The organism is Streptomyces sp. Ag109_G2-15 (assembly GCF_900215565.1).
Lineage (GTDB): Bacteria > Actinomycetota > Actinomycetes > Streptomycetales > Streptomycetaceae > Streptomyces > Streptomyces diastatochromogenes.
In genome coordinates this window covers 7191560-7210167 of record NZ_OCNI01000001.1, presented here as the reverse complement: position 1 = coordinate 7210167, position 18608 = coordinate 7191560, and the positions used below count along the sequence as shown (strand labels likewise).

18 protein-coding genes are annotated in these 18608 nt (G+C 71.6%); 8 read left to right on the top strand and 10 right to left on the bottom strand.

Translation table 11 applies throughout. The features are described 5' to 3' along the window. The first annotated feature begins 30 nt into the window (after positions 1 to 30). A complete protein-coding gene (locus CRP49_RS32430; RefSeq protein ID WP_097256544.1) occupies positions 31 to 852 on the top strand; it encodes a tyrosinase family protein in 822 nt (273 codons plus the stop codon). On the opposite strand, the gene CRP49_RS32425 is transcribed toward CRP49_RS32430, so the two are convergent. Next, the gene (locus CRP49_RS32425) at positions 853 to 1545 is read right to left on the bottom strand and encodes a ribonuclease H (protein ID WP_097256543.1); all 693 of its coding nucleotides are present in this window, start codon (positions 1543 to 1545) and stop codon (positions 853 to 855) included. A 34-nt stretch (positions 1546 to 1579) separates the two neighbouring features. Further along, positions 1580 to 2374 (bottom strand): VOC family protein, encoded by a 795-nt coding sequence (locus tag CRP49_RS32420; RefSeq protein WP_097256542.1) that lies wholly within the window; start codon positions 2372 to 2374, stop codon positions 1580 to 1582. 138 nt (positions 2375 to 2512) lie between these two features. On the opposite strand from CRP49_RS32420, the gene CRP49_RS32415 reads away from it, so the two are divergent. The 5 genes from CRP49_RS32415 to CRP49_RS32395 all read left to right on the top strand — a co-directional run bounded on the left by CRP49_RS32415 (position 2513) and on the right by CRP49_RS32395 (position 8225). Next, a complete protein-coding gene (locus tag CRP49_RS32415) occupies positions 2513 to 3550 on the top strand; it encodes a zinc-binding alcohol dehydrogenase family protein (RefSeq protein WP_179851820.1) in 1038 nt (345 codons plus the stop codon). 243 nt (positions 3551 to 3793) lie between these two features. After that, positions 3794 to 5236: a family 2B encapsulin nanocompartment shell protein gene (locus tag CRP49_RS32410; RefSeq protein ID WP_097256541.1), complete on the top strand. Its 1443-nt coding sequence runs from the start codon at positions 3794 to 3796 to the stop codon at positions 5234 to 5236. 16 nt (positions 5237 to 5252) lie between these two features. Continuing rightward, the gene (locus CRP49_RS32405) at positions 5253 to 6305 is read left to right on the top strand and encodes a family 2 encapsulin nanocompartment cargo protein terpene cyclase (protein ID WP_097256540.1); all 1053 of its coding nucleotides are present in this window, start codon (positions 5253 to 5255) and stop codon (positions 6303 to 6305) included. 49 nt (positions 6306 to 6354) lie between these two features. Continuing rightward, positions 6355 to 7239, top strand: a complete 885-nt coding sequence (locus CRP49_RS32400; RefSeq protein ID WP_097256539.1) for a geranyl diphosphate 2-C-methyltransferase — start codon at positions 6355 to 6357, stop codon at positions 7237 to 7239. 95 nt (positions 7240 to 7334) lie between these two features. After that, complete coding sequence (locus CRP49_RS32395; RefSeq protein ID WP_097256538.1) at positions 7335 to 8225, top strand: aminoglycoside phosphotransferase family protein; 891 nt, start codon at positions 7335 to 7337, stop codon at positions 8223 to 8225. Positions 8226 to 8249: 24 nt separating this feature from the next. On the opposite strand, the gene CRP49_RS32390 is transcribed toward CRP49_RS32395, so the two are convergent. Then, complete coding sequence (locus CRP49_RS32390) at positions 8250 to 8732, bottom strand: VOC family protein (RefSeq protein WP_097256537.1); 483 nt, start codon at positions 8730 to 8732, stop codon at positions 8250 to 8252. Positions 8733 to 8854: 122 nt separating this feature from the next. Between CRP49_RS32390 and CRP49_RS32385 the strand changes: the two genes are divergently transcribed. Then, positions 8855 to 10060 carry an epoxide hydrolase family protein gene (locus tag CRP49_RS32385; protein WP_097256536.1) on the top strand — a complete coding sequence of 402 codons (1206 nt, stop codon included), beginning with the start codon at positions 8855 to 8857 and terminating at the stop codon, positions 10058 to 10060. Between the two features lie 24 nt (positions 10061 to 10084). Here the strand turns inward: CRP49_RS32385 and CRP49_RS32380 are convergent, their stop codons facing one another. From CRP49_RS32380 to CRP49_RS32370, 3 genes are all read right to left on the bottom strand, one after another. Continuing rightward, positions 10085 to 10495 (bottom strand): helix-turn-helix domain-containing protein, encoded by a 411-nt coding sequence (locus tag CRP49_RS32380; protein ID WP_097256535.1) that lies wholly within the window; start codon positions 10493 to 10495, stop codon positions 10085 to 10087. A gap of 9 nt (positions 10496 to 10504) precedes the next feature. After that, complete coding sequence (locus CRP49_RS32375) at positions 10505 to 10957, bottom strand: ATP-binding protein (RefSeq protein WP_094221744.1); 453 nt, start codon at positions 10955 to 10957, stop codon at positions 10505 to 10507. A 146-nt stretch (positions 10958 to 11103) separates the two neighbouring features. Beyond that, a complete protein-coding gene (locus tag CRP49_RS32370) occupies positions 11104 to 12513 on the bottom strand; it encodes a DUF6777 domain-containing protein (RefSeq protein ID WP_373560376.1) in 1410 nt (469 codons plus the stop codon). 354 nt (positions 12514 to 12867) lie between these two features. Between CRP49_RS32370 and CRP49_RS32365 the strand changes: the two genes are divergently transcribed. Next, on the top strand, positions 12868 to 14136 hold the full coding sequence (locus tag CRP49_RS32365; protein WP_097256534.1) for a streptophobe family protein: 1269 nt from the start codon (positions 12868 to 12870) through the stop codon (positions 14134 to 14136). A gap of 13 nt (positions 14137 to 14149) precedes the next feature. Here the strand turns inward: CRP49_RS32365 and CRP49_RS32360 are convergent, their stop codons facing one another. From CRP49_RS32360 to CRP49_RS32345, 4 genes are all read right to left on the bottom strand, one after another. After that, entirely contained in the window at positions 14150 to 15145 is a 996-nt protein-coding gene (locus tag CRP49_RS32360) for a serine/threonine-protein kinase (protein WP_097256533.1), read from the bottom strand. Then, entirely contained in the window at positions 15145 to 15696 is a 552-nt protein-coding gene (locus CRP49_RS32355; protein ID WP_097256532.1) for a hypothetical protein, read from the bottom strand. Before CRP49_RS32355 ends, CRP49_RS32360 begins: the two co-directional genes overlap by 1 nt. A gap of 8 nt (positions 15697 to 15704) precedes the next feature. Further along, positions 15705 to 18044 carry an FHA domain-containing protein gene (locus tag CRP49_RS32350; RefSeq protein ID WP_097256531.1) on the bottom strand — a complete coding sequence of 780 codons (2340 nt, stop codon included), beginning with the start codon at positions 18042 to 18044 and terminating at the stop codon, positions 15705 to 15707. 85 nt (positions 18045 to 18129) lie between these two features. Further along, the gene (locus CRP49_RS32345) at positions 18130 to 18540 is read right to left on the bottom strand and encodes a hypothetical protein (protein WP_094221793.1); all 411 of its coding nucleotides are present in this window, start codon (positions 18538 to 18540) and stop codon (positions 18130 to 18132) included. Positions 18541 to 18608 lie beyond the last annotated feature (68 nt).

Here is an 18608-nt window from a genome sequence, read left to right as displayed (position 1 = left end):
CCCCGCAAGGACATCCGGAGCACCACGCACATGACCGTACGCAAGAACCAGGCCGCTCTGACCGCCGACGAGAAGCGCCGGTTCGTCAATGCCGTCCTCGAACTCAAGCGCAACGGGCGCTACGACGAGTTCGTCCGCACGCACAACGGCTTCATCATGTCCGACACCGACAGCGGCGAGCGGACCGGCCACCGCTCCCCGTCCTTCCTGCCCTGGCACCGCAGATTCCTGCTCGACTTCGAGCAGGCGCTGCAGGCGGTCGACTCCTCGGTCGCCCTGCCGTACTGGGACTGGAGCACCGACCGCACGGTGCGCGCCTCGCTGTGGGCGCCGGACTTCCTCGGCGGCACCGGGCGCAGCAGCGACGGCCGGGTGATGGACGGCCCGTTCGCCGCGACCGGCGGCAACTGGCCGATCAGCGTGCGCGTGGACGGCCGTACGTTCCTGCGCCGCTCGCTCGGCACGGCCGTGCGCGAGCTGCCGACGCGCGCGGAGGTGGACTCCGTGCTGGCCCTGTCGACCTACGACATGGCGCCCTACAACAGCTCATCCGACGGCTTCCGCAACAACCTTGAGGGCTGGCGCGGGGTCAATCTGCACAACCGGGTCCACGTGTGGGTCGGCGGGCAGATGGCCACCGGGGTCTCCCCCAACGACCCGGTGTTCTGGCTGCACCACGCCTACGTCGACAAGCTGTGGGCCGAGTGGCAGCGCCGGCACCCGGACGCCGGTTATGTGCCGACCGGCGGGACGCCCGACGTCATCGACCTGGACGACACGATGAAGCCGTGGAACGACGTGCGCCCGTCGGACCTGTTGGACCACACGAAGTTCTACACCTTCGACAGCTGATCAGGCCTCGGCGGTACGGCACTCCGGGTGGCCCCAGCCCTGCGCGTTCTTGGCGATGGACTCGCCGGCCGCGTAGCTGCGGCCGCACAGGCAGCGGCCGGGGAACTTCGCCTTGATGGTGCGCAAGGACGCTCCGCCGCCGGTCCGGCGGGGCGCCTTGCGGCGCGGGGCGGCCGCCTTGGGCGTGTCGGGCGACTGCGGCGGCTCCGGGGAGCCGAGGGCGCTGCCGGCCTCTTCCTGGACCGAGGCGGCCTGGCTGGCGGCGCGGTCGGCGAAGTCGTTCAGCGGGTCGCCGTCGACCTGGTGGGCGGGGACGTAGCGGAACTCGACGGAGCGGCCGTCGAGCAGCTCGTCGATGCGGACCACCAGGTCCTGGTTGGCGACCGGCTTGCCGGCGGCCGTCTTCCAGCCGTTGCGCTTCCAGCCGGGCAGCCAGGTGGTGACCGCCTTCATCGCGTACTGGGAGTCCATGCGGATCTCCAGCGGCACGTCCGGGTCGACGGCCGCCAGCAGGCGCTCCAGGGCGGTCAGTTCGGCGACGTTGTTGGTGGCCCGGCCGAGCGGGCCCGCCTCCCAGCGGGCGGGGGTCCGCTCGTCGTCCGAGACCACCCATGCCCATCCGGCCGGTCCGGGGTTTCCCTTCGAAGCCCCGTCGCACGCGGCCACCACACGTTCACGCATGCGGTCGATCATGCCATGGCCGCGCCGGCCACCGTGCCGGGCCCGGTCAGACGTCCTGGAAGCTGGGCCTGTCGCCCTCGGTGGTCGTGGTGTCGATCACGGAGAAGTTCGCGCCCTGCGGATCGCTGAGCGCAGCGAACCGGCCGAAGGGGCTGCCCATGGGCCCGAAGCGCAGAACGCCGCCGAGCTTGGTGGCCCGGGCCACGGCCGCGTCGCAGTCGTCGACGCCGAAGTACACGTTGACGTACGACGGGATCTCGGGCGGGAACTCGTCGGTCATCCGCATCCGGCCCAGGACCGTGTCGTCGCCGATGTTGAAGACCCGGAAGTCGACCCCGTCGTCCTCGAGCTGCTTCGCCGCGTAGGGGAAGACGGCGGTGAGGAACGCGTCCGTCGTCTCCGGATCGCGGGTGAAGACCTCGGCCCAGTTGTAGGCACCGGGCACCGCCGTCGCCTCGAAGCCCTCGTGGACGCCCGCCTGCCACACACCGAACACGGCGCCGCTGGGCTCACGGGCCAGGCACATGGTGCCGAAGTCGCCGACCTGCATCGGCTCCATCAGCACTTCCCCGCCGTTCTCCCGGATCCTGGCCGCGGTGGCGGCGGCGTCCGGCGAGGCGAAGTACAGGCACCACTGCGACTGCCCCTCCTGGCCGGGCATGGGCGGTACGACGGCGGCCACCGCCTTGGCGTTCGCGTAGGCCTGTGTGTAGTGGCCGTACTCCGACGAGGCCTCGCCGAAGGTCCAGCCGAGGACCTCGCCGTAGAAGCTCTTGGCGCCCTCGAGGTCGCTGAACATCGCATCGGCCCAACAGGGCGTTCCTTCAGGTTGCACGGCCATGGTCGCGGGCCCTCTCCGGTGAGCGGATTGTCCGAATCCTCACGCTAGCCATCCCTCCTTCGGCCCGCGCGCCGAACGGAGGCAACCGTCCGACACTGGACGAGAGGGACGGCAGCCTTCGGCGGGACGGGGCGCGGGATGTCGGAGTCGACGGTGACGGCAGGGACGACACGGGCCTGGTCGGTGACCCGGCCCGGGCCGGTGGAGGAGGATCCCCTCCGGTTCGTCGAGCGGCCGGTGCCCGTGCCCGGGGACGACGAGCTGCTGGTCCATGTACGCGTCTGCGGAGTGTGCCGCACCGACCTGCACGTCACCGAGGGGGACCTGCCGGTGCACCGGCCCGGCGTGACCCCCGGGCACGAGGTGGTGGGCGTGGTCGCCGGGTTCGGGGCGGGCGTCGAGGGTTTCACGGTGGGCGACCGGGTGGGCGTGGCCTGGCTGCGGCACACCGACGGCGGGTGCGCGTACTGCCTGCGGGGCGCCGAGAACCTGTGCCCCCGGTCCGAGTACACCGGCTGGGACGCCGACGGCGGCTACGCGGAGTACACGACCGTGCCGGCCGGCTTCGCCTACCGGTTGCCGGGCGCGGTGGACGACGTGGCGCTGGCGCCGCTGCTGTGCGCCGGGATCATCGGCTACCGCGCGCTGCGCCGCGCCTCGCTGCCGCCGGGCGGCCGGCTCGGGCTGTACGGGTTCGGGGGCAGCGCCCACCTGTGCGCGCAGGTGGCCCTCGCCGAGGGCGCCACGGTGCACGTCCTGACCCGCGGCACGGACGCCCGGCGGCTGGCCCTCGAGCTGGGCGCCGCCTCGGCACGGGACGCGTACGACCTGCCGCCGGAGCCCCTGGACAGCGCGATCCTCTTCGCCCCGGTCGGCGACCTGGTCCCGGTCGCGCTGCGGGCGCTCGACCGCGGCGGGGTCCTGTCCGTGGCGGGCATTCACCTGAGCGACGTACCGCCGCTGCGCTACGAGACCGACCTGTTCTACGAGAAGGAACTGCGCAGCGTCACCTCCAACACGCGCGCGGACGGCCGCGAGTTCCTGGAGAAGGCCGCGCTGCACGGGGTCCGCGCGAAGACGCACACCTATCCGCTGTCGCGCGCCCCACAGGCCCTGAAGGACCTCAAGGCCGGCCGCTTCGACGGCGCGGCGGTGCTGGTGAACGACCTCTCCTGAGCCTCTCCCGAGTCCAAACGTACGGCTGTCACCGCGTGCGGGGGCAGGGACCCGGCGCGCGGTCACGCACACCACCCCCCAACGCTCTCAACGGCGGGTTTACACCACACCATGATCAAAAGCGCCCCCTTCGCGCTATACCCGAAGATCACGCGTCCTGTTTGGCTGGTCGGAGCGCACCAGCACCCCGCGCACCATCGACCGATCCGAATCACCCCTGTTCGCCTCTCCGCAGGAGGGAATGTGTCCACTCCGGACATCGCCACCGGTTCCGCAGTCGAGGAGCCCGATCCCGGACCCCTGACCGACGGGCAGCTCACCAGCCTGAGCACGCGGGCGGCCCGAAACCTCGCCACCACGACCAAGTCCGAACCGCAGATGCAGGCCATCACCTCGCGATGGCTGCTGAAGACCCTGCCGTGGGTGGACGTCAAGGGAGGCACGTACCGGGTCAACCGCCGTCTGCAGCTGCGTACCGGTCGCGGGCGCGTGCACTTCGAGCAGAACGGCGCCGACGACATCCGGGTCATCCCCGAGACGCTGACCGAGCTGCCGATCCTGCGCGGCTACCCCCACCTGGACGTGCTGCGGGAGATGGCCACCCGCTTCCAGCCCCGGGAGGTGCGCCCGGGCCAGGTGCTGTTCGAGGCGGGGCAGCCGGTCACGGAGGCGTACCTGGTCGTGCACGGCCGGTTCACCCGGTTCGCGGCCGGCAAGTACGGCGAGGAGGAGATCGTCGGGGTCGTCACCGACGGCGACCAGATGGGCGACGAGGCGGTCGGCCAGTCCGACCCGCTCTGGCTCACCTCGGTGCGGGCGGAGACGGCGGGCGTGGTGCTGGCGCTGCCCTGGGACGTCGTCCAGGAGTTCACCGAGCGGGTGCCGTCCCTCGCAGCCCATCTCCAGGCGTATGTCGAGCAGCAGCGCAAGCCGATGAACCGCAAGGGCGAGGCGGAGGTCCCGGTGCAGGCCGGCCACGTCGGCGAGCAGACGCTTCCCGGCGGCTTCGTGGACTACGAACTCGCGCCCCGCGAATACGAGTTGTCCCTCACCCAGACCGTGCTGCGGGTGCACACCAGGGTCGCCGATCTCTACAACAACCCGATGGACCAGACCCAGCAGCAACTGCGGCTCACGGTGGAGGAGATCCGTGAGCGCCAGGAGTGGGAGCTGGTCAACAACCGGGAGTTCGGGCTGCTGCACAACATCGACTACGGCCAGCGGATCAGCTCCTTCACCGGGCCGCCGACGCCCGACGACATGGACGAGCTGCTCTCCATGCGCCGCAAGACCAAGGTGTTCCTGGCACATCCGAAGGCGATCGCGGCCTTCTTCCGGCAGTGCAACCGGCGCGGGCTGGTGCCCGGCAGCGCGAACATCGACGGCCACGAGATCCCGGCCTGGCGCGGCGTCCCGATCTATCCGTGCAGCAAGATCCCGATCAGCGACGACCACACCAGCAGCATCATCGCGCTGCGCACCGGTGAGGCCGACCAGGGCGTCATCGGCCTCTACCAGACCGGTATCCCGGAGGAGTTCCAGCCGGGCCTGAACGTCCGCTTCATGGGCATCGACACCGCCGCGATCATCAACTACCTGGTCACCGCCTACTACTCGCTGGCCATCCTGGTCCCCGACGCCGCGGGGATCCTGGAGAACGTCCAGCTCGGCCGGACCGCCGACTGACGGCCTGGAGCACGCCATGAGCACACCCACCCACTCCTACGCGCTGCCCGGGCCGCCGAACATCGCCCAGAGCATGCGCAGGCCGCGGCGCACCGGGGTGATCCCCGGACTGCACCACCAACCCGCCGCTCCCGCTGACCCGGAGAAGGCCGCGGAGATCGACCGCCGGCTGGAGACCTGGGCCCGTGAGCTGGATCTGTTTCCCGAGGCCTGGACCGGGGACTTCTCGGACTTCCAGTTCGGCCGGGCCGTCGTACTCCAGCATCCGGGCGGCCTCGACCTGGACCGCCTCACCGCCGCCGGCAAGCTGCTGCTCGCCGAGAACATCGTCGACTCCTGCTACTGCGAGGAGGACGAGGGCCGGGGCGGATCGCGGCGCGGTCTGGGCGGCCCGCTGATCATCGCCCAGTCGGCGCTCGATCCCTTCCACGGGACCCCGGAGCTGGAGGAGGAGTGGCGCGAGGGCATCGGGGCCGACGGTCCGCTGCGCTCGTACCACTTCGCCCTCGCGGACTACGCGTCCTTCGCCACGCCCAGTCAGACCGACCGGTTCGTGCACGACATGGCCCGGCTGCACATGGGCTATCTGGGCGAGGCCGCCTGGATGGAGACCAAGTACGTGCCGCGGGTCTGGGAGTACCTGGTCATGCGGCAGTTCAACAACTTCCGCCCCTGTCTGTCGCTCGTCGACGCGGTGGACGGCTACGAACTGCCCGAACAGGTCTACGCCCGGCCGGAGATCCAGCGGATCACCGCCCTCGCGTGCAACGCCACCACGATCGTCAACGACCTGTACTCCTTCACCAAGGAGCTGGCGAGCGATCCGGACCATCTCAATCTGCCTCAGGTGGTGGCCGCCAACGAGCGGCGCGGGCTGAAGGCGGCCTATCTGAAGTCCGTCGAGATCCACAACCGGATCATGGAGGCCTTCGAGGAGGAGTCCGCCCTCCTGTCCGCCACCTCGCCCCTCGTCGAGCGCTACGCCCAGGGGCTGTCCGCCTGGGTCGCCGGCAACCACGAGTGGCACTCGACCAACACCCGCCGTTACCACCTTCCCGACTACTGGTGATCCCACCAGTTTTCTGAAACACCGTCAGACGCACTTCGAGGAGTCACTGTTGACCACCGCCCCTGTCGCTCGGAAGACCACCACGTCAGCTCCGGTGCCGACCCAGTCCACGTACCAGACCCGCGTCGCGGACTACTGGAACGCCGAGGAGAACCCGGTCAACCTCGAACTCGGAAAGATCGACGACCTGTACCACCACCATTACGGCATCGGGGACGCCGACTGGTCGGTACTCGACGAGCCCGACCCGGGCCTGCGCAAGGAGCGGGTCACCAGCGAGCTGCACCGTCTGGAGCACGCCCAGGCCGAACTGCTGGCCACCCACCTCGGCCCGCTCACCCCCGCCGACCGCGTCTTCGACGCCGGCTGCGGCCGGGGCGGCGGCAGCGTCGTGGCGAACCTGCGCTACGGCTGCCACTCCGACGGTGTCACGATCTCCGCCAAGCAGGCCGACTTCGCCAACGAGATGGCCCGCAAGCGGGGCATCGACGGCAAGGTGCGCTACCACCACCGCAACATGCTCGACACCGGCTTCGAGTCGGGCGCGTACGCCGCGTCGTGGAACAACGAGTCCACCATGTACGTCGAGCTGGACCTGCTGTTCGCCGAACACGCCCGGCTGCTGCGCCGCGGCGGACGGTACGTGGTGATCACCGGCTGCTACAACGACACCTACGGGCAGGCCTCGCGTGAGGTGTCCCTGATCAACGCGCACTACATCTGCGACATCCACCCGAGGTCGGAGTACTTCCGCGCGATGGCCAAGAACCGCCTCGTCCCGGTCCATGTGGAGGACCTCACCGAGGCGACGATCCCGTACTGGGAACTGCGCAAGCAGGCCGACCACCTGGTGACGGGGATCGAGGACGCGTTCCTCACCGCGTACAAGAACGGCAGCTTCCAGTACCTGCTGATCGTGGCCGACCGGGTCTGATCCCTGCGGCCGACGGGCGGGGCGGTGTCCAACGACACCGCCCCGCCTGGTATTTCGTTCGACAGGGAGCGCGCCGGGCCGTTGGATGGGTGCTCATGTGTGCGGTGAAGATGCACGAGGACGAGGTCGAGATCGACGCTGCGCTGGTCCGGAGGATGATCGCCCGGCAGTTCCCCGCCTGGGCGTCGCTCCCGGCACGGCGCCTCGCGTCCTCCGGTACGGAGAACGCGATGTTCCGGCTGGGGACGGAGCTGGTGGTACGACTGCCCCGGCGTCCCAGCGCCGTCGCCGACGTGGCGCACGAGCAGCGCTGGCTTCCCCGCCTGGGGCCGCAGCTGCCGGTGGCCACGCCCGAGCCGGTGGGGCTCGGCGAGCCGGACGAGGACTTCCCGTGGCCCTGGTCGGTGTACCGCTGGCTGGACGGGCGCAATCCGGTCGCGGGTGCCGTCGAGTCGCCGGAGCGGCTGGCCGAGGAGCTGGGGGTGTTCGTGGCGGCCCTGCGCCGGACCGACGTCCAGGACGGGCCGTCCGCCCAGCGGGGCGCCCCGCTCACGACGCGGGACGAGCCGACCCGAGCAGCCCTGGAGCAGCTGACCGGCAGGATCGACACGGACAGGGTGACCTCCCTGTGGGAGCGTGCGCTGCGCGCCCCGGAGCACGGCGGGGCGCCGGCCTGGATGCACGGCGATCTGTCCCCCGGGAACGTGCTGGTCTCCGACGGGCGGCTGAGCGCGGTGATCGACTTCGGCTGTGCCGGGGTCGGCGATCCCGCCGTGGACCTGATCGTGGCCTGGAACCTGCTGCCCGCGAGCGCCCGCGACACCTTCCGCAAGACCGTGGGCGCCGACGACGCCGAGTGGGCGCGCGGGCGGGGCTGGGCGCTGTCGATCTCGCTGATCCAGCTGCCGTACTACTGGCACACCAACCCGGCGCTCGCGGAGAACTCCCGGCATGTGATCGCCGAGATCCTCGCCGAGGCCGGGTAGCGGCCCAGCCCGCCCCGAGGCGGATCACTCGCCCGCGTACGCCTTGTCCAGCTCGGCGATGTCGAGCTTGCCCATGCTCAGCATGGCGCGGCTGGTGCGGGTCGCCTTCTCCGGGTCCGGGTCGCCGATCATGTCGATCAGCCGGTCGGGGACGACCTGCCAGGAGACGCCGTACCTGTCCTTGAGCCAGCCGCAGGGGCCGCCCTCGCCGCCGTTCTCGGTGAGCCGGTTCCAGTAGTAGTCGATCTCCTGCTGGTCGGAGCAGAAGATCTGGAACGAGATCGCCTCGCTGAACCTGAACTGGGGGCCGCCGTTGAGCGCGATGAACTTCTGCCCGTTGGCCGTGAACTCCACGGCCACCACGGAACCGGCCGGTCCGGGACCGGCCTCGGTGTAGCGGCCGACGCGGCCGACGCTGGAGTTCTTGAAGATCGACACGTAGTAGTCGGCGGCCTCTTCGGCCTGGCCGTCGAACCAGAGACACGTGGTGAATCCGTCGGTGGTCATGAGCACCTCCTGGAGCGTGGAACACGGTCATGTGTATCGACCGGTGCGCGCCACGAAACTCATCGGTCGGGCACCGGTCGGCTTCCCGGGCACGGGGCCCAGCGCGCACTAGCATCCGGGGCATGACGTCTGCGTCCGCCGGGACCGTCCGGCCGTTTCGACTGTCGATCCCGCAGAGCGATCTGGACGACCTGTACGACCGCCTCGACCGCACCCGCTGGCCGGCCGAACTGCCCGGGGCGGGCTGGGAGTACGGCGTTCCCGGCGGCTACCTGCGGGATCTGGCCCGGTACTGGCGGCACGAGTACGACTGGCGGGCCGCCGAGGCGCGGCTGAACGAGTGGCCGCAGTTCACCACCACCGTGGACGGGGCGCACATCCACTTCGCCCATGTGCGCTCCCCGGAGCCGGCGGCGACCCCGCTGGTCCTGACCCACGGCTGGCCAGGGTCGATCGTCGAGTTCCTGGACGTCGTCGGGCCGCTCACCGACCCGGTGGCGCACGGCGGCGAGGCCGCCGACGCGTTCCATGTCGTGGTGCCGGGCATCCCGGGCTTCGGTCTCTCCGGGCCGACCACACAGCCCGGCTGGGAGGCCGCCCGGGTCGCCGACGCCTGGGCGGAGCTGATGCGGCGGCTCGGCTACGAGCGCTTCGGCGCGCACGGCGGCGACTGGGGCGCGGCCGTCTCCCGCGAGCTGGGCCGCGCCCATCCCGACCGGGTGACCGGCGTCCACCTCACCCTGCTGCCGGGCGCCCAGGCCGCCGAGGAGCCCGGCGAGGAGGAGCTGAGCCGACTCGGCCCCGAGGAGCGGGAGAACACCCTCGCCTCGTGGCGGCGGTGGGCGGACTGGTCGCGGGAGGGCACCGGCTACGCCGTCCTGCAGTCCACCCGGCCGCACACCCTCGCATACGCGCTGACGGACTCGCCGGTCGGTCAACTCGCCTGGATCGTCGAGAAGTTCCGCGAGTGGACCGACTCCGAGGAGGTGCCGGAGGAGGCCGTCGACCGGGACCGGCTGCTGACGAACGTCATGCTGTACTGGCTGACCGGCACGGCCGGTTCGTCCGCACGCCTCTACTACGAGCGGGCACACGCACGCGGCCGCACCGCCCGGCCCGCCGAGCCGTCCACCGTGCCGACGGCCCTCGCCCTGTTCCCGGCCGAGCTCCAGATCCCGCTGCGCCACAAGGCGGACCGGACCGAGAACATCGTGCGCTGGACGGAGTTCGACCGGGGCGGGCACTTCGCGGCCCTGGAGGAACCGGACCTGCTCGTCGCCGACGTCCGGGCCTTCTTCCGGCAGCTGCGCGAGCAGGGCATCGGCTGAGCCGAGCGGACCGGGGCCCGTGTCTCAGGCCGCCAGGCACAACCCGTTGTACCGCTTGTACGGGTGCTGCGGCACCGCGGCCGTACGGTGGGCCGCGCCGGTGTGCCGGGTCAGCTCGCCCTGCGCGAGCGACAGCAGGTCGCCGAGGCCCAGGCCGAGCGCGTGCGCGGCGGCCGCGAGGACTTCGGAGGAAGCCTCCTTGCGGCCGCGCTCGATCTCGGAGAGATAGGGCAGGGAGATCCGGGCCTCGTCGGCCACGTCCCGGAGCGTGCGCTCCTGCGCCAGCCGCTCACGGCGAAGTACCTCACCGACAAGGTCGCGCCACAGGGGCTCCCTGGGCGCGGGCTCCGGTGCGTCCGTCCGGACCGGCTGCGGACGGACCGGCTCCGGGCGGAGCGGGATCACATGGGCTTCGTTGCTCACCTGGTTGCTCACCCCCTCACCCTAGGACCCGAGTTCCACTCGCGCGCACACGCGCTTCCCGACCGGTACGCGCTCCACGGTCACCCGCGTGGCCAGGGCGTGCACGATCTCCAGACCGTGCCGGCCGACGCGCTCGGGGTTCCTCGGGAACCGGCGGGGCAGGGCCGAGCTGCTGTCGTACACCACCACCGTGACGGCGGTGTCCGTGCCTTCCAGCTCCAGGATGTACGGGCCGCTGCTGTGCCGGTCCGCGTTGGTGACCAGCTCGCTCACGACGAGGAGCAGGTCACCGTCGGTCCGGCTGTCGATGGCGGCGCACCACTCGGTCCTCAGCTGCTGCAGGAACTGGGCCGCGAAAGCACGTGCGTCGGCGATGCATCCGGGTTCGCCGGTGTAGTGCGCCGCCCGTCGCAGCGGCTCCACGGGTACGTCGAAACCAGTCGGTACCACTGCCCCGCCCAGGTATTCGGTCATGCGTGTCTCTCTCGGAAGCCCCATCCGGCCGTTCAGTGTTGCACCACTCCTCGTACCCCGAGCCGCGCCCGGCAGTCCCCCGGTGCGTTCGCCGAACGCGCACAGCGAGCTTCGTCACATCCGCCGGACCGGGGCTGTGGGGCCGCTCACGTCGCCGGAGCGTTCTCGGCCGGGGAGTTCTCGGCGGGAGGCTTCTCTGCCGGAGAGTTCTCGGCGGGAGAGTTCTCGGCCGGCGGCTGCTCCGGAGCGCTGGTCTCCGCGGCACTGGACTTCTCCGCCGACTGTCCGGTCTGCGCGGACTCGCTCTTACTGGACGGAGGCTCCGACACGGAGGACTCCGAGGACGGCGGCCCTGAGGTGGAGCCCTCGGTCGACGGGGACTGCGAGGACGGGGATTCCGAGGACGGGGATTCCGAGGACGGCGACTCCGAGGACGGCGACTCGGACGACGGGGACTCCGACGACGGGGATTCCGAGGACGGGGATTCCGAGGACGGCGACTCGGACGACGGGGACTCCGACGACGGCGACTCGGACGACGGCGACTCGGACGACGGCGACTTCGACGACGGCGACTCCGAGCTGGGCGAGGTCGAGGACGACGACGAGGACGACGAGGACGACGAGGACGACGACGAGGACGACGACGGGGACGACGGGGACTCCGAGAAGAAGAACGAGGAGGACGAGTTGGAGGGGCCGGTCGACGTAGGTGTCGGCCCGATCCAGGGGTAGACGTCCCGCGGCGGCTTGGTCTGCCGGTCTCGGCGGCCGCTGTCGTCGCCACGGTAGCGGTGGAACCAGTCGTCGCGGTGGGAGTCATAGATCACGAAGACGTTGACGATCACCGTGGTGGGCCGCACGACGATGACGTTCGTGGGCTGGTACGACGCCCAGCGGTCGCCGGTCTGCCGGGGCGTGGTGCGCTGGGCGACCGGCGGGGTCAGCGGGTTGCCGCAGGCGCAGCGCCCCCGGGGCACGCCGTGCCCGTCGACCAGGACGGCGGTGCCCGACTGGAGGACGGCCTGGTAGGAGGTGCCGGAGCCGCTGCGGTAGCCGTGGTTGGTGACACGGGTGTCGGCACGCAGCGTCATGGGGGTGAGCGACCGCAGGTAGGTGGGGACGGCGGAGGGCTGGATGCCGGCCTCTGCCGCGTACGCGCGGTTCTTGGCCGGGTCGGCCTGGAGGACCTTGATCTGCTTCTCGACGTCACAGCTGGGGCGGTTCTGGACACCGCTGTAGAGGCCCGGCGCGCCGCCGTCGACCGCGCGTATCTGATTGACGGGTGCGGACGTGGTCGCCTGGGGGCTGGTGCCCGGGGAGGATGTGGTCGCCGGCGCGGAAGTCTTCCCCGGGCCGGAGGTCTTTCCCGGGGCGGTGGTCTTCGGCGATGCGGAAGTCTCCGTAGCCGTCGACTCCATGAAGGGGTCCGGGCCGGTCTTGCTCGCGGCCTGCAGGAAGACCTCGCCGCCCTGCGCGGTGCCACCGCCACCGGGGCGGGTGAGGACCAGCGCCACCACGACCGCTGCGACCACGACACCGGTGAGGGCGGCCACGCGCGGCGCGGACCTCCACCACGGCCGGTGCGGTCCACCGTCCCCTGCGCCGGAGCCGCCGCCGGGTGGTGGTTCGGGCGGTCCGGCGGGGGGCTGGGAGGGTCCCGAGAGCGGGCCGGAGGGCGGTCCGGTCGGGCGGCCGGATGACGGAGGTTCGACGCTCACGAGCACTTCTTCCCGTCGCGATGCGCGGCTCAGATCACGATGCGCGGCTCATGTCCAAGAAAGACCCGTTTGCCATGCATCTGTTGCACAATGATCCCATTGTGTGCTCCTGCCCCAGGTGCCTCGCAAGCCGACGCGGACGGGCCACCCGGCGGGCGGGGTGCCCGGGCGCTGCCTAGCGTGGCAAGGGTGAGTCCTGAGAGCGTCCCCGTGCGGCCCGTCGCCCGCCACGGCTGGGTGCAGGCCGCGGCCGCGGTGCTGACCGGGCTGGCCGTCATGGTCGTACTCGCCGCGCTGGGTCTGTGGGCGGTCGGAGCGGCGGATCTGCCGGACGGCGCGTTCGCCCGGGTGGTGATGGCGACGGTGGTGGCGGCGGTCGGCGGCACGCTCGAACTCTCCGGCAACGCGGGTGCGCTGGCGCAGACCCGGGCCGGCCTCACGGTGATCCCGCTGTCGGTGACCCTCGCCGGTGCCCTGGTGATCGGCGCGGGCTTTCTGCGGCCGCTCCGGCACCGGGCGGTCGCCTCGGCCCGGGAGCTGGCGGGCTGGGCCGCGCGGATCGCGGTGCTGTGGCTGCTGGCGCTGCTCGGTCTCGCCTTCGCCGCCCGGCAGACCTTCGCCGTGGACGTGGGCAACGGCACCCTCAGCGATCTCACCGGCCTGTTCGACGCGGCGCCGAAGGTCGGGTTCACCACGGACGTGCCGCTGACCGTGCTGTTCGGGCTGGTGTGGCTGGCCGGGGTGCTGGTGCTGACCGTGCTGGTCGCGCCCGGCGCGCCGCTGCCGGGGCGGCTGCTGCGCCGGCAGGAGTCGGTGCGCCCGGCCGCGTACGCCATGGTCGTGCTGCTGCTGGTCTACGTCGTCCTGGGCCTCGTCGTCGCGCTGGTGTCGGCGGTGACGCGCGGGCACGTCGCCGAGACGTTCGCGGTGATCATGCTGGGCCTGCCCAACCTGGTCTGGCTCGCCCTCACCCTCGGTCTGGGCGCCACCTGGAACGGCCGGGTCGAGGGTCCGTTCGGTCTGCCCATGCCACATGTGCTGGATCAGATCCTGCGCACTCCCGATGTCTCCACGCTGAACCTGCGCACGCTCACCGCCTACGACACCGGGATGTGGTGGCTGGTGGTCACCGACGTGGTGGTGCTGTCGGCGGTCGCCTTCCTGATGGCGGCGCGTTCCCCGGCCCGGGTCCGGGCCTGGCAGCACGCCCTGCGGCTGGCCGTCGCCCTGGCCCTGACGGTGCTCATGATCTGTCTGCTGTGCCGGGTCTCGGCGCACTACGGCCTGTCCCTGCTCGGCATCGGCGAGCTGGGCGGCGGCCTGTCCGGGGAACTGTTCCTCAGGCCCCGGCTGTGGCAGGCGGTGGGCCTCGGGGCACTGTGGGGCCTGGCCGCCGGTTTCCTGGGGGCGCTGCTGGCCCGGCCGGTGCACCGGCGGGGCAGGGTCGAGACGCCCTAGGAGTCGACACGCCCTAGCGGAAGAACGGCTGAGCCCACTCCGGTGGCTGTGGCGGTTCGGCCTGTGTCCGCAGGTCGGTCTCCGTGTCCGGGTCGCTGTCGCCCTCACCATCGCTGTCGGCGGCGTCGAGGGCGCCGCTCGGGGCCGCGCGCAGGGCGGCGACGAAGTCGCGGCAGGTGTCGTAGCGGGCGTCCGGGCTCTTGGCGAGGGCCCTGGCGAAGACGGCGTCGACGGCCGGGAGGAGGTCGGGGCGGGACTCGCTCGGCGGGGGCGGCTCGTCGTACTGGTGGGCCCACAGCAGGGCCATGTCGTCCTCGCGCACGAAGGGCGGGTGTCCGGCCAGGGTTTCGTAGACGACGCAGGCGAGGCCGTAGACGTCACAGCGGCCGTCGACGGGCCGGCCGGAGATCTGCTCGGGCGCCACGTAGTCGAGGGTGCCGACGAACTGGCCGACGCTGGTGAATCCGGTCAGGGACAGCGACTTCTTGGTCAGCCCGAAGTCGGTGAGGTAGACGTGCTCGGGGTGGTCGCTGTCGGTGCCCCGGGCGACCAGGACGTTGCCGGGCTTCACGTCCCGGTGGACCAGGCCGTGATCGTGGGCGGCGTCCAGCGCCGAGGCCACCTGCGCGGCGATGCGTACGGCGACCTCGAACGGCAACGGGCCGCGCTCGTCGAGGAGATGGCGCAGATCGCTGCCGGCGACGTAGCGCATGGCGATGAAGAGCACGCCGTCCGTCTCGCCGGCCTCGAAGACGGGCACGATGTGCGGGTGGTCGATCGAGGCGGCCACCTGGGACTCGTGGGTGAAACGCTTCCGGAAGGTGTCGTTGCGGGCCAGTTCCGGGGCGAGGAGCTTGAGGGCCACCGTGCGGTCCAGGCGCAGGTCACGGGCCCGGTAGACGACGGCCATGCCGCCGCGGCCGATCTCGCTCTGCACCAGGTAGTTGGCCACCTGGCACCCGATCAGTTGCGAGGGCCGGCGGGAGGACAGGCTCGTCTGGCGCGCCATCAGGGCTCACCCTTGGGGGCCACGTGCCGGGTCGGGGCGTGCCCGGTGTCCTCGTCCGGCGGCGTCCGGTCGGTGGCGTAGGTGTGCAGCCGTCGTCCGTCGCCGTACAGCCACCGTCCCTCGTCGGCGTCGTACACCCACATGGACTCCCCGTCCAGCACGACCCCGATCCGTAGTCCGCGGGTACGGTCCCCGAAGGACTGCCCGTCCAGGCCACCGGCCGCGAGTTCCTCCACCGCGGACCGGTAGTCGGCCAGGGCCTCTTCGGCGCGGGCCAGCAGCGGGCGTGGGTCCGCGGTGCCGGCGGGCGGGCCGTCGCCGGCGGGCGGATCCTTGGGTACGGCGATCAGGTGACGGCCGTCGACCCAGGCGGCCCAGCCGTTGGCGCAGCGGATGTGTCCCCAGTCGCCGAGCCGCTCCACCAGCTCCACGGGCAGCAGCGGGTCGAGGGGCACCGTGGGCCGGGCGGGGTCCGGGGTCTCCCAGGCGGGCATGCCGTTCGGCGGGACGACGTGCGTGGGCCGGAATCCGGGGGGCTGCTGTTTGGTCATGGCACCGCCTACTTCCGCATCACGGCGGGTTCGTGCCGGCGCAGCAGCCGGGCGACCAGGAGGCCGTAGCCGGCGGACAGCACGAGCAGCATGGCGAGGTCCAGCAGCCAGACGCCGGCCGAGTGCCGGAACAGGGGGTCGGCGGTGAGGTCGCCGGGCACGATCCGGGCGAGGTCGACCGTGCCGGCCATGGCGCCCAGCGCCCAGCGGGAGGGCACCAGCCAGGACAGCTGTTCGAGGACGGGTACGCCGTGCAGCGGGAGCAGGGCCCCGCAGAAGACGACCTGGACGATGGCGAGCAGCACCAGCAGCGGCATCGTCACCTCCTCCTTGCGCACCAGCGCGGAGACCAGCAGGCCGAGCATCATCGCGGTGAAGGCCAGCAGGGCGACGGCGAGGGTGATCTCGAGCAGGGGAGGCAGCAGGACGCCGTGGCCGCCGGGGGCGCCCAGGTCGACACCGAGCAGGGCGACCAGGGTGAGGACGACGGCCTGGACGACCGTGATGGTGCCGAGCACCACGACCTTGGACATCAGGTACGCCGATCTGGGCAGGCCGACGGCGCGTTCGCGCCGGTAGACCACGCGTTCCTTGACGAGTTCGCGCACCGCGTTGGCGGCGCCGATGAGCACGCCGCCGACGCACAGGATGAGCAGCGCGTTCATGGCGGTGTCCTGGGTGAGTTTCCCGCCCGCGAGGGCGCGGTCCATGGCGCCCATCACGAACGGCAGGGCGATCATGACGGCGAGGAAGGTGCGGTCGGCGGCGAGGACGGCGGTGTAGCGGCGGACGAGGGTGCCGAGCTGGGCACCCCGGCTGCGGGGGCGGGGCCGGGGTACGGGGGCGACCGGCGTCGAGTCCGGGCGGCGGGGCTGGGTGGTGGCCTCGGTGACGTAGTGCCGGTGGAACGGCGAGTCGCGGTACTCCCCGGCCCAGTCCCGGTCCTGGTCGCGGTCGAAGGCCTCGAAGGCCTCCGGCCACTGCTCGAAGCCGAAGAAGGCGAGGGCGTCGTCGGGCATGCCGTAGTACGCGATCCGGCCGCCGGGGGCGAGCACCAGGAGGCGGTCGCAGACGTCGAGGCTGAGGACGCTGTGTGTGACCACGATGACGGTGCGGCCGTCGTCGGCGAGACCCCGCAGCATGTGCATCACCGACCGGTCCATGCCGGGGTCGAGGCCGGAGGTCGGCTCGTCCAGGAACAGCAGCGACGGCTTGGTCAGCAGTTCCAGGGCCACGCTGACCCGCTTGCGCTGCCCGCCGGAGAGGCTGTGCACGGGCTGCTCGGCGCGCTGTTCGAGGCCGAGTTCCCGGATCACCTCGTCCACCCGGGCGCGCCGTTCCGCCCTCGCCGTGTCCTCGGGGAAGCGCAGCTCGGCGGCGTAGGACAGGGCTGCGCGCACGGTGAGCTGGGGATGCAGGATGTCGTCCTGCGGGACCAGGCCGATGCGCCCGCGCAGCTCGGCGTAGTCGTGGTACAGGTCCCGGCCGTCGTACAGGACGGTGCCGTGGTCCGCGGGCCGCTGGCCGGTCAGGGCGTGCAGCAGCGTGGACTTCCCGGCGCCGCTCGGTCCGACCACCGCGAGCAGGCACTTCTCCCCCACCGGGAAGGAGACGTGGTCGAGCAGGACCTTGCGGCCCTGCTCGACGGCGACCGTGAGGTCCTGTACGTCGAGGGAGATGTCGCCGCTGTCGACGTACTCCTGGAGTTCGTCGCCGACCAGGAAGTACGCGACATGGCCGATGCCGATGATGTCGTCGGGGCCGACCGGGGCGCGGGTGACGGGCCGGCCGTTGAGGTAGGTGCCGTTGTGGCTGCCGAGGTCGACGATCTCGTAGCCGCCGGCCGCCAGGGCGTGCAGTTCGGCGTGGCGGCGGGAGACGGTCAGGTCGTCGACGACGAGGTCGTTGCCTTCGGCGCGGCCGATGCGGATCGGGTGCGTGGGCAGCGGCCGTACGCTGCTCGGGGTGCGGAAGGTGCCGGTCAGCTCGGGATGCGAGATCCCCGAGGGGCGGTCGGCGGCGGGTGCGCGCGGGCCGAGCGGGACGGCTCGGGGGCCGTCGTCGGGGTTGCCGAAGCGGATGACGCTGCCGGGGCGGACGTCCCACTCGCGGATGCGGCGGCCGTCGGCGTAGGTGCCGTTGGTGCTCTGTGCGTCCTTGAGCGTCCAGCCGTCGTGGCCGCAGCTCAGCACGGCATGGTGCCATGAGACCCGGGCGTCGTCGAAGACGATGTCGCTCAACGGATCACGTCCGACGTGGTAGTCGTGGCCAGGCGTCATCACCGTGGAGCCCGTGTCGGTCTCCAGTACGAGTTCGAGCGACGTCGGGGCGACCGGCTGCTCCGCCATGGCCAGAATTCTACCGATTCGCTCACATGTGCGCCCCTGCGGCCGGGAGGATCCCGAGGGTGTTCGGTACCCGACGTGGCACGTGTCAGGCGACAGGTACGACGAGTGCCGGGAGGGTGCGCTGCATGCGCAGCGCGTCGACGGACTCGGCGAGCAGCTCGTACTCGGTGGTGTCGTCGTGGGCGGCGATCCGCACCAGCCGTCCGCCGGCCAACTCGTCCGCGACCAGCTCCTGCTGGACGTCGTCGGCACACCAGGCGCGCAGCAGCGCGGGGACGTCGGCCACCGTGTCCGCGACCGGGACGAGCGCACCCGCAGGGAAGGCGGGGGCCTCCGGGCTCGGGTCGAGCCGCTCGGCGATCCAGGACGCCCGGTCCCGTAACCACCACAGGGCCAGCGCCAGGGTCGGCGCGCGATAGGTGCCGAGCGGTACGCCGACACGCTGTCCGCCGCACATGCCGTACGCGGTGACATGGCACAGGAATTCGTCGTGCACGATCACTCCCCCGAACGCATCGCTGTGGTGCCGGCCGAACCCTCGCTTTCCGCGCGGCTCCTGTGCGG

Excerpts from the sequence above, each read along its gene's own strand:
- CRP49_RS32430 (WP_097256544.1), top strand. The coding sequence starts at position 31 with ATGACCGTACGCAAGAACCAGGCCGCTCTGACCGCCGACGAGAAGCGC.
- CRP49_RS32425 (WP_097256543.1), bottom strand. The coding sequence starts at position 1,545 with ATGATCGACCGCATGCGTGAACGTGTGGTGGCCGCGTGCGACGGGGCT.
- CRP49_RS32420 (WP_097256542.1), bottom strand. The coding sequence starts at position 2,374 with ATGGCCGTGCAACCTGAAGGAACGCCCTGTTGGGCCGATGCGATGTTC.
- CRP49_RS32415 (WP_179851820.1), top strand. The coding sequence starts at position 2,513 with ATGTCGGAGTCGACGGTGACGGCAGGGACGACACGGGCCTGGTCGGTG.
- CRP49_RS32405 (WP_097256540.1), top strand. The coding sequence starts at position 5,253 with ATGAGCACACCCACCCACTCCTACGCGCTGCCCGGGCCGCCGAACATC.
- CRP49_RS32395 (WP_097256538.1), top strand. The coding sequence starts at position 7,335 with ATGTGTGCGGTGAAGATGCACGAGGACGAGGTCGAGATCGACGCTGCG.
- CRP49_RS32390 (WP_097256537.1), bottom strand. The coding sequence starts at position 8,732 with ATGACCACCGACGGATTCACCACGTGTCTCTGGTTCGACGGCCAGGCC.
- CRP49_RS32385 (WP_097256536.1), top strand. The coding sequence starts at position 8,855 with ATGACGTCTGCGTCCGCCGGGACCGTCCGGCCGTTTCGACTGTCGATC.
- CRP49_RS32375 (WP_094221744.1), bottom strand. The coding sequence starts at position 10,957 with ATGACCGAATACCTGGGCGGGGCAGTGGTACCGACTGGTTTCGACGTA.
- CRP49_RS32360 (WP_097256533.1), bottom strand. The coding sequence starts at position 15,145 with ATGGCGCGCCAGACGAGCCTGTCCTCCCGCCGGCCCTCGCAACTGATC.
- CRP49_RS32355 (WP_097256532.1), bottom strand. The coding sequence starts at position 15,696 with ATGACCAAACAGCAGCCCCCCGGATTCCGGCCCACGCACGTCGTCCCG.
- CRP49_RS32350 (WP_097256531.1), bottom strand. The coding sequence starts at position 18,044 with ATGGCGGAGCAGCCGGTCGCCCCGACGTCGCTCGAACTCGTACTGGAG.